The sequence below is a fragment of the uncultured Faecalibacterium sp. genome (assembly GCF_900066275.1).
Taxonomy (GTDB): Bacteria; Bacillota; Clostridia; order Oscillospirales; family Ruminococcaceae; genus Faecalibacterium; species Faecalibacterium taiwanense.
Genome location: NZ_FMFG01000003.1, coordinates 51,116 through 60,659, shown reverse-complemented (window position 1 = coordinate 60,659; position 9,544 = coordinate 51,116). Strand labels below are relative to the sequence as shown.

The following is a 9,544-nucleotide window of genomic DNA, read 5'->3' as shown; positions in this document are numbered from 1 at the left end:
GTTATTATTTCCTGTAAACTATCTGGTATCCGCTTTTTTTATGCAGAAATTTGTGGTATACTGTTCTACGATGTTTTAATGGGCGGGTGTGCCCGGCTAAAAAGCGCACTGCTCATTCCGCATACTGGTAAGGAGGTTCCTTATTTGATACACCCTGTTGAACCCAAAAAAGTCCTTTGCATCCACGATCTTTCCGGCATGGGCCGCTGCAGCCTTGCAGTGATCCTGCCGGTGCTGTCGGTCATGGGCGTGCAGCCGGTAGCCCTGCCCACGGTGGTGCTTTCCACCCACACAGGCGGGCTTGGCACACCTGCACGGCTGGACGGCTGCGCCTACGGCGAACAGGCGCTGGAGCATTACCATGCGCTCGGCGTGGAGTTTGACTGCATCTATACCGGCTATCTGGGCGGTGAGGATCAGGTGGCACTGGCCGAAAAAGCCTTTGCCCTCTGGCCCGCAGCCAAAAAGATCGTTGACCCGGTCATGGGCGACAACGGCAAGGCTTACTCCACCGTAACGCCTGCTTTGATCGACCGCATCCGTGCACTGTGCGGTGCTGCCGATCTGATCCTGCCCAACTACACCGAGGCACAGATCCTGCTGCAGCGCCAGCCGCAGACCGAGCTGCTCACCGATGAAGCCGCACAGGCTCTGGCTGATGAGCTGACCACTCTGGCCCCCGGGGCTGTCGTCACCGGCCTGCCGCTGGGCAAATACATCGGCTGTGCAGGCAGCGGAAAAGACCGCTTCCTCATCAAAAAGCTGCACATCAGCCGCAGCTTTCCCGGCACCGGCGACCTGTACGGTGCGGTGCTCATCGGCTCGCTGCTGCAGGGCAACGCCCTGAGTGCCGCCGCCGACAACGCTGCCGAGTTCGTGGCGCTTTCCATCCAGAACACGCCCGCCGCGCAGGATACCCGCTACGGGGTCTGGTTCGAGCCGCTTCTGCCGCGCCTGTGCCCGGCAGGCTCGGCAGAATAAGGGGAGGTACACCGATGAACGAAAAGCCAACCTTGAACATCGTTCTGGTGGAGCCGCGCATCCCGCAGAACACCGGCAATGTGGCCCGCACCTGTGCCTGCACTGCCTGTCGGCTACATCTGGTAGGCCCCATGGGCTTTGCCATCGATGATAAAAAGCTCAAGCATGCGGGTCTGGATTACTGGCACTACCTCGACATCAGCTATTACGACAGTCTGGACGAGTTCTTTGCCAAAAACAGCGGCCCCTATTACTATTTTACCACCAAGGCACCGCAGCGCTACACCGATGTGAGCTACCCGGACGGTGCATACCTCGTGTTCGGACGCGAGGATGCCGGCCTGCCCGAAGCCTTGCTTGCCGCCAATCAGGAGCACTGCATCCGAATGCCCATGCGCGACACCTGCCGCAGCCTGAACCTTTCCAACAGCGTGGCCGTGGGCGTGTATGAAGTGCTGCGCCAGTGGGACTTTCCGGAGCTTTTGGACCACGGACACTTACGAGACTACGAATGGAAATGAGGGACATTATGAGCAAGATTGCGATCCTGACCGATTCCTCCTGCGATATCCCGCAGGAGATGGCCGAAAAATACGGCATCGACATCATGAGCTTCCACATCCTGCTGGACAATGTGGACTACGTGGAGCGTGAAAGCTGCACCAACACCGAATTTTACGATAAGATGCGTGCCGCTAAGGGCGTGCCCTCCACTGCCGCCATCACCCCCATCCAGTTCTGCGAAAAATACTGCCAGTACGTGGACGAGGGCTATACGGATGTCATTCATGTACCCATCAACAAATCCGGCTCTTCCACCTACAATAACGCCCTCATGGCACAGGGGATGCTGCGGGAGGAGCGCCCGGAGCACCACTTGAAGATCCATCTGCTGGACCCCCACACCTATTCCATGGTGTTCGGCTGGTATCTGTGCGAAATGGCCCGCAAGCTGAAGAACGGCGCAGAGATCAGCCATGTGATCCGGGAGTTTGAAAAGCAGATGGACTGCATGGAGATCGTTCTGGGCCCCTACAGCCTGAAGCAGATGAAAAAGAGCGGACGCATCTCTGCCGCTGCTGCTGTTATGGGCGAGCTGATGGGCATTCGTCCCATCATCACCCTGATCGACGGCAAGACCAAGGTGGAAGCCAAGGTACGCGGCGATGACAAGGTGGTGCCCGCCATGGTGGAGCTGTGCAAACAGCGCAGCGAAGGCGTGGAGAACTTTGATTATATGATCGGCCACACCAACATCCCGCAGACCGCCGATCTGGAAAAGGCCTGCCGCAAGGCCTTTGGCAAACCGCCGCTGCTGGTGTTTGAGCTGGGCGGCGTCGTTTCCGCCAACACCGGCCCCGACACGGTGGCTCTGGTGTATACCGGACACCCCAGAGGGTAACACACGATTTTAATAGCCTCCGCTTTCGCTCTGGCTATTTCAGCGGTAATTTTATTTTTATTTTGAGGTTCCGAAAAGCCTGCGGGCTTTTCGGAACCTCTTTTTCACCGGAAGGGTCCAAACCAAAAACTGCATCTGTACCTGATTCTGCGAAAATTCGTTGCAATCTGCCAAAAATTATGCTATACTGCCTTTTGCTGTGCTTTTTGTGCGGCATCCTTTCAGAGCAACTTAGGATTTTAGGCTCCCCGGCGTGTCTCGAACCATACCGGGCCAAACCCACAGGGGCTGGCGGCCCTGTGCGGTCAAAATCATCCCGCTGGAGTATTATCATGAATCAGAATTCTTCCGTCCGTAAACTGGTGCGCTGCGGCGTGGTCGCAGCCATTTATGTTGTTCTCTGCATGGCTCTGCAGCCGCTCTCCTATGGTGCGGTACAGGTGCGTGTGGCTGAGGCGCTCTGCCTGCTGCCGGTGTTCGGTGCCGAGTACATTGCCGGTGTGGTACTGGGCTGCTTTTTGGCAAACCTGCTGGGCTCCACCATCGTGGATGTCATCTTTGGCACCCTTGCCACCCTGCTGGCCTGCCTTGTCACCTACAAGCTGCGGAACATCCGCATCAAGGGTCTGGCTGTGGCGGCTTCCCTGCCGCCGGTGCTGTTCAATGCCGTGATCATCGGCATTGAGATTGCCGTCATGTTCCCGGACCCCACCTCCAGCGCTCCCATCTGGCTGGCCTGCATCACCAACGGCATCTCCGTAGGTATCGGCGAGCTCATCAGCTGCACCGTTCTGGGTGTGCTGCTGGTGAAGATCATCGAGAGCAGCAAAGCCCTGCGCAAAATTTTTGCAGCTTAATGACCGCAAGGAGGTTTCCATGCAGGCAAACGGAATGATCTTCTGGGACTGGAACGGCACCTTGATGGATGATGTTGATTTCACCCACAGCTGTCTCAACTGGATGCTGGAGACCCACGGTTATCCGCAGCGGTACGATCTTGCCGCTTACCGGGAAATTTTCGGTTTTCCCATTGAGGAATACTACATCCGCGCCGGTTTCAACTTTGCAAAGCACCCTTATGCAGAGCTGGCCGAGCGCTTTATGGAACATTATAACGCAGGCGTGGATGCCTGTCTCCCCTCTGCACACGCTGCCGAGACGCTGGCCGAGCTTTCGCGCCGGGGCTGGCGGCAGAGCGTGCTTTCCGCCTCCCGCCGGGACTACCTGATCGAGCAGGTAGCCGCACGGGGCCTGCAGGGCTATTTTACTGAGTTGCTCGGCCTTGCAGACATCTATGGCGTAAGCAAAGTGCAGGTGGGCAAACAGTGGCTTGCACAAAGCGGCATCGCCCCTGCTGCCTGCGTGATGGTGGGCGACACCCAGCACGATGCCGAAGTTGCAAAGGCCCTTGGCACAAAATGCGTGCTCTACACCGGCGGCCACCAGTCCCGCGCGCGGCTCGAGGCTGTGTGCCCGAATGTCATCGACGATCTGGCACAGCTGCCGCAGTTGCTGGAAACCTTATAATGTACATCTGACCACTTCTGATTTGCAAAAATCAGAGGTGGTTTTTGTTTTAGCTGGCTCGCCCTCTCAGTCTCGCATTCGCTCGCCAGCTCCCCCAAAGGGGGAGCCTCTGGCGAAACCGGAAACTTTGCGTGGATTGCCAAGGCCTCCCACTTTGGGGGAGGTGGATGCGACCAGCGGGAGCAGACGGAGAGGGCGAGGCTGTTCGCCTCCACCACATATCTTTTCCTTTTATGAACCCCCTTCCAGCGCAAATTTACAGAAAATTCATTCAAAATCCGGCTAAAATAACCTTGCAGGTTTGACGCGTCTGCCGCTTTGGTGTATCATATATGTGTGTATTTATGTCTATCTCCGGGAAGCATTTTCCCGAATTTGATCTATGAGGTGTTACCAATGTCCCTTGTTGAAAAACTCTTTGGCAGCTTCTCGGACCGGGAGCTGAAAAAGATCAACCCCATTGCCAAGCAGGTGCTGGCTCTGGAAGAGAAATATGCCGCCATGCCGGATGCCGACCTGCAGGCACAGACCGCTGTGTTCAAGCAGCAGCTGGCCGACGGCAAGACCACCGATGATATCCTGCCCGATGCCTTTGCCGTCTGCCGCGAGGCCGCATGGCGCGTGCTGGGCATGAAGCACTTCCCTGTGCAGGTCATCGGCGGCATTGCCCTGCACCGCGGTGATATTTCCGAGATGCAGACCGGTGAAGGCAAGACTCTTGTGGCTACCCTGCCCGCCTACCTGAATGCCCTCACCGGTGAGGGCGTGCATGTTGTTACCGTCAACGATTACCTTGCCAAGCGCGACAGCGAGTGGATGGGCAAGCTCTACCGCTGGCTGGGCCTTTCTGTCGGCCTGATCGCACAGGGCATGGACGGTGATGCACGCCGCGCCGCCTATGCTGCCGACATCACCTACGGTACCAACAACGAGTTCGGCTTCGACTACCTGCGCGACAACATGGTGACCTATAAGGCCAACATGGTGCAGCGCGGCCACGCCTATGCCATCGTCGATGAAGTGGACTCCATCCTGATCGATGAAGCCCGCACGCCCCTGATCATTTCCGGCCGCGGCGAGGATTCCTCCAGCCTGTACACACAGGTGGACCGCTTTGTGCGCACCCTGCGCAAGAGCGTGGTGGTAGAGCTGGAGGATAAGGTCTCTACCGACGAGCAGACCGACGGTGATTACGTCGTGGACGAAAAGCACAAGACCTGTACCCTGACTGCCAGCGGCATCAAGAAAGCGGAAGCCTACTTCAAGGTCGAAAACCTTGCCGCCGCCGAGAACATGACCCTTGCCCATCACATCGATCAGGCCATCAAGGCTTACGGCGTGATGCAGCGGGACATCGATTACGTGGTCAAGGATGGTCAGGTCATCATCGTGGACGAGTTCACCGGCCGTCTGATGATCGGCCGCCGCTACAACGAAGGCCTGCATCAGGCCATCGAAGCCAAGGAGGGCGTGAAGATCGCCGCCGAGAGCAAAACGCTGGCTACCATCACCTTCCAGAACTACTTCCGCATGTACAAAAAGCTGTCCGGTATGACCGGTACCGCCAAGACAGAAGCCACCGAGTTCACCGAGATCTACGGCCTGAACATCGTTACGGTGCCCACCAACCGCCCCCGTCAGCGCATCGATTATCCGGATGCCATCTACAAGACGGTCAACGGCAAATACAATGCCGTTATCCAGCAGGTGCTGGAATGCCACCAGAAGGGCCAGCCCGTGCTGGTGGGTACGGTCAGCGTGGAAAAGAGTGAGACCCTTGCCAAGATGCTGCAGAAATACACCCGCGACTTCAACGTGCTGAACGCAAAGAACCACGAGCGCGAAGCCGAGATCGTGGCGCAGGCCGGCAAAAAGGGTGCCATTACCATTGCCACCAACATGGCAGGCCGTGGTACCGATATCATGCTGGGCGGCAACGCCGAGTTCATGGCCAAGGCCCAGATGCGCAAGGAACACTTCTGCGAAAACCTGCTGAACCCGGAAAAGCCCGAGGATGCCGACCCGGCTGCAGTGGAAATGCTGCTGACCGAAGCCAACGGCCACGGCGATACCGAGGATGCCAACATCCTTGCTGCCCGCAAGCGCTTCGATGATCTGTACGCCCAGTGCAAGCCCCAGATCGATGCCGAAGCTGAGCAGGTGCGCGCTGCAGGCGGCCTGTTCATCATCGGCACCGAACGCCACGAGAGCCGCCGCATCGACAACCAGCTGCGCGGCCGTGCCGGCCGTCAGGGCGACCCGGGTGCTTCCCGCTTCTACCTGAGCCTGGAAGATGACCTGATGCGCCTGTTCGGCGGCGACCGCGTCTCCAGCCTGATGGATACCCTCAAGATCGATGAGGACACTCCCATCGAGAACCGCATGATCACCAACACGCTGGAAAGCGCCCAGAAAAAGCTGGAAGGCCGCAACTTCGAGATCCGCAAGAACGTGCTGAAGTACGACGACGTGATGAACCAGCAGCGCGAGATCATCTATGGTCAGCGCCGAAAGGTGCTGGATGGCGAGGATATCAGCACCGAAATGCACAAGATGCTGCGCGAGAACATCGATTCCAGCTGCGACCAGTTCCTGGCCGGTGATGTGAAGGACGACTGGGACTTTGGTGCCCTGCGCCGCCACTATCTGGGCTGGCTGACCACCGAGGAAGACCTCCACTACACCGTGGCCGACTTTGACGATATCTCCCGCAAGGGCATTGCCGACCAGCTCTATGACCGCGGCATGAAGATCCTCGCCGACAAGGAGCAGCGCTACGGTACTCCCATCATGCGTGAGCTGGAGCGCATCTGCCTGCTCAAGTGCGTGGACCGCATGTGGATGGACCACATCGACAACATGGACCAGCTGCGTCAGGGCATTGCGCTGCGCGGCTACGGCCAGAAGGACCCCGTTGTGGAGTACCGCATCGAGGGCTTTGACATGTTCGACCAGATGGTGGATTCCATCCGTGAGTCCAGTGTGAAGATGCTGCTGACCATCGAGATCCGTCAGGCCGGTGCTGCCCCCAAGCGTGAGCAGGTGGCAAAGCCCACCGGCGAAGGCTTTGTGCCCGGCAACGGTGCACCCGGTGCCAAGGGTGCACCCCACGGCCAGCCTGTGCGTGTCATCAAAATTGGCCGCAACGACCCCTGCCCCTGCGGCAGCGGCCTGAAGTGGAAAAAGTGCACCTGCGCCAAGTACCACCCGGAAGGCACATCGACGAACGAAAACTAAGTAAAAAACCTCTCAGGCTCTGCCATAAGGCAGGGTCTGGGAGGTTTTTGATAAAATAGAGGGAGTTGATTTTGGAATGATCACACCAGAAAAACTGCTCGAATCCGCAAAGGAGCTGGAAACCCAGCTGCGCACATGGCGGCGCACCCTGCACCGCCACCCGGAGGTAGGCTTTGACCTGCCCGAGACAAAAGCGCTGGTCAAAAAAGCCCTGACCGAGATGGGCTATGCCCCGCAGGACTGCGGCAAGTGCGGCGTACTCGCGCTAGCGGGCGGCAAGCGCCCCGGCAAGACCATCCTGCTGCGCGGTGACATGGATGCTTTGCCCATTCAGGAAGAATCCGGTGAGGAGTTTGCTTCCGAGGTGCCGGGCAAGATGCACGGCTGCGGCCACGATATGCACACCGCCATGATGCTGGGTGCGGCAAAGCTGCTCAAAGAACACGAGGACGAGATCGAGGGCACCATCAAGCTGGAATTCCAGCCTGCAGAGGAGATCTTTCAGGGTTCGCTGGACATGCTGAAAAACGGCCTGCTGGAAAACCCGAAGGTGGATGCCGCGGTGATGTTCCACGTTCTGGCCGGGATGCCCCTGCCCGTGGGCACCGTGCTGGTGCCGGGCGGCGGCATCACCATGGCAAGCTGTGAGCAGTACCACATCACCGTACACGGCAAGGGCGGCCATGGCTCCATGCCCAACGCCTGCATCGACCCCATCACCGCAGCGGCCCACATCCACATTGCCCTGCAGGAGATCAACAGCCGTGAGCTGGACCCCGCCAAGTTTGGCGTGTTCACCACGGGCCGGTTTGAAGCTGGCAAGGCATCCAACGTCATCCCGGATTCTGCCGATATGTGGGGCACTATCCGCACGGTGGACCCCGAAGGTGCCGTAAGCGAGCAGATCCACCAGCGCATGACCGAGATCGCGCAGGGCGTGGCGGCAGCCTATCGCTGCACTGCTGATGTGGAGTTCAGCGACCACTGCCCCTGCATGGTGGTGGATACGTCTCTTGCCAAGAATGCCCTGACCTATATGACCGAACTGCTGGGCCGTGGTGCCATGGATATGACCGTCCTCACCGGCGGCAAGCCCGGCGGCGGCAGCGAGGACTTTGCCTTTGTCAGCCACGAAGTGCCCACCGTAAGCATGTTTCTCTCCGCAGGCAACGCCAAGGAGGGCTATGTTTACGGTCAGCACCACCCCAAGGTGCGCTTTGACGACAGCGTGCTGTACGAGGGCTCTGCGGCCTATGTTTATATGGCTCTGCGCTGGCTGAGCGACCACAAGGCATAACCATTTAGAATAGCCGCCATTTCATTCTGGCTATCTTCAGCGGAAAATTTATTATTTATTTGAACCTCCGAAAAATCCGCGGATTTTCCGGAGGTTCTTTTTCACGGATGGGTTCGGAGCAGCACGCTGCATCTTTAAAAAATCGCCTTTATAAACAAAAAATCCCGGAAGGTTCGCACCCTCCGGGGTCTTTTTTATATCAGTTTTGCCCCCGCATGGGGCAGGCTGTCGGCACCAAGGCTCTGCAGTCTCTGCGGCAGCGCGGTCAGGTCGCCGCCGGTGTAATACCACGCAGCGGCAAATGCGGCCAGTGCCAGAATCAGCAGAAAAATCAGGGCATTCCGCACCCTGTGCCGTTTGCGCGGCGCTGCTGTCGGTGCATCCGGCTCCGGCTTGTCCGGCAGGCGCTGCGCCGTCAGGGCATCTGCCGGGATGGCCCTGCCATACTTCTGCCAGATCGTTCCCGCCGCCTGCGGCAGACCGGAAGCCGCCCGGCGGATCATATCCAGCAGCCACAAAGCAGGCGTATCTGCATTGGCCACCGTGCGCACCCAGCAGCCTTTCCGGCTGCCCAGAAACAGCACCGTGTCCTCGGCGCGCTCCAGACACCCGGCTGCATAGTCTGCACCCACAAGGCGCTGCGCTGCCCGCACACGGGTAAGTTTTGCCGGCACCGGCCCGCCCTTGACCCGGCAGACCTTTGCGCTCAGCTTTTCCCGCACCTTTGCATCGGCATAGCTCATGGCTCCAAAATCAAACACTTTTTCTGCGCCGGCCACCGTTTCCATCCGGGCTTCCAGCAGAGTGCCTGCATCCGCATCACAGCATACCAGCAGCCTGCGGTGCGTTTCCAGCGCCTGCACCGCTGCATGAACAAGGGTCATCTCCCCTTCTCCGTACAGCTCTGCCGCAAAGCGGTCTGCCAGCGCTTTCCGCGCCTTGCTCAATGCCGTGGGCGTTTCTGCCTGCAGCGCAGCCAGTGTTTCTGCACCGCGGCTGCGGAACTGGGCAGCAAGTCCTGTCTGCTGCACTGCCTGTTGTACTGCCCACAGCGGTGCGCCAAACAACCGCAGCACACAGGTGGTCTGCGTTTTTTCTTC

At 58.7% G+C, this 9,544-nt stretch carries 8 protein-coding genes and 1 riboswitch; of the genes, 7 read left to right on the top strand and 1 reads right to left on the bottom strand.

What is annotated here, in order from left to right:
• Positions 1-144: 144 nt before the first annotated feature.
• From QZL71_RS02015 to QZL71_RS01985, 7 genes are all read left to right on the top strand, one after another.
• Entirely contained in the window at positions 145-981 is an 837-nt protein-coding gene (locus QZL71_RS02015) for a bifunctional hydroxymethylpyrimidine kinase/phosphomethylpyrimidine kinase (RefSeq protein WP_363912589.1), read from the top strand.
• Positions 982-995: 14 nt separating this feature from the next.
• Positions 996-1,502 (top strand): tRNA (cytidine(34)-2'-O)-methyltransferase, encoded by a 507-nt coding sequence (locus tag QZL71_RS02010; protein ID WP_005944287.1) that lies wholly within the window; start codon positions 996-998, stop codon positions 1,500-1,502.
• Positions 1,493-2,383, top strand: a complete 891-nt coding sequence (locus tag QZL71_RS02005) for a DegV family protein (protein WP_097781639.1) — start codon at positions 1,493-1,495, stop codon at positions 2,381-2,383. Before QZL71_RS02010 ends, QZL71_RS02005 begins: the two co-directional genes overlap by 10 nt.
• A gap of 224 nt (positions 2,384-2,607) precedes the next feature.
• A riboswitch (PreQ1-III riboswitch) is annotated at positions 2,608-2,708 on the top strand.
• Positions 2,709-2,715: 7 nt separating this feature from the next.
• Positions 2,716-3,240 (top strand): QueT transporter family protein, encoded by a 525-nt coding sequence (locus QZL71_RS02000; RefSeq protein WP_223389341.1) that lies wholly within the window; start codon positions 2,716-2,718, stop codon positions 3,238-3,240.
• Positions 3,241-3,259: 19 nt separating this feature from the next.
• Complete coding sequence (locus QZL71_RS01995; RefSeq protein ID WP_294647519.1) at positions 3,260-3,910, top strand: HAD family hydrolase; 651 nt, start codon at positions 3,260-3,262, stop codon at positions 3,908-3,910.
• A gap of 396 nt (positions 3,911-4,306) precedes the next feature.
• Entirely contained in the window at positions 4,307-7,147 is a 2,841-nt protein-coding gene (gene secA / locus QZL71_RS01990; protein ID WP_005944298.1) for a preprotein translocase subunit SecA, read from the top strand.
• A 76-nt stretch (positions 7,148-7,223) separates the two neighbouring features.
• Positions 7,224-8,444, top strand: coding sequence for a M20 metallopeptidase family protein (locus tag QZL71_RS01985; protein ID WP_294647518.1), 1,221 nt, complete (start codon positions 7,224-7,226; stop codon positions 8,442-8,444).
• A gap of 194 nt (positions 8,445-8,638) precedes the next feature.
• On the opposite strand, the gene QZL71_RS01980 is transcribed toward QZL71_RS01985, so the two are convergent.
• The coding region (locus QZL71_RS01980; RefSeq protein WP_363912586.1) for a hypothetical protein at positions 8,639-9,544 on the bottom strand (906 nt) is incomplete at its 5' end.

What these genes read in the sequence shown, in the direction of transcription:
- QZL71_RS02010 (WP_005944287.1), top strand. Translation starts at nt 996, where the DNA reads ATGAACGAAAAGCCAACCTTGAACATCGTTCTGGTGGAGCCGCGCATC.
- QZL71_RS02005 (WP_097781639.1), top strand. Translation starts at nt 1,493, where the DNA reads ATGGAAATGAGGGACATTATGAGCAAGATTGCGATCCTGACCGATTCC.
- QZL71_RS02000 (WP_223389341.1), top strand. Translation starts at nt 2,716, where the DNA reads ATGAATCAGAATTCTTCCGTCCGTAAACTGGTGCGCTGCGGCGTGGTC.
- QZL71_RS01995 (WP_294647519.1), top strand. Translation starts at nt 3,260, where the DNA reads ATGCAGGCAAACGGAATGATCTTCTGGGACTGGAACGGCACCTTGATG.
- secA (WP_005944298.1), top strand. Translation starts at nt 4,307, where the DNA reads ATGTCCCTTGTTGAAAAACTCTTTGGCAGCTTCTCGGACCGGGAGCTG.
- QZL71_RS01985 (WP_294647518.1), top strand. Translation starts at nt 7,224, where the DNA reads ATGATCACACCAGAAAAACTGCTCGAATCCGCAAAGGAGCTGGAAACC.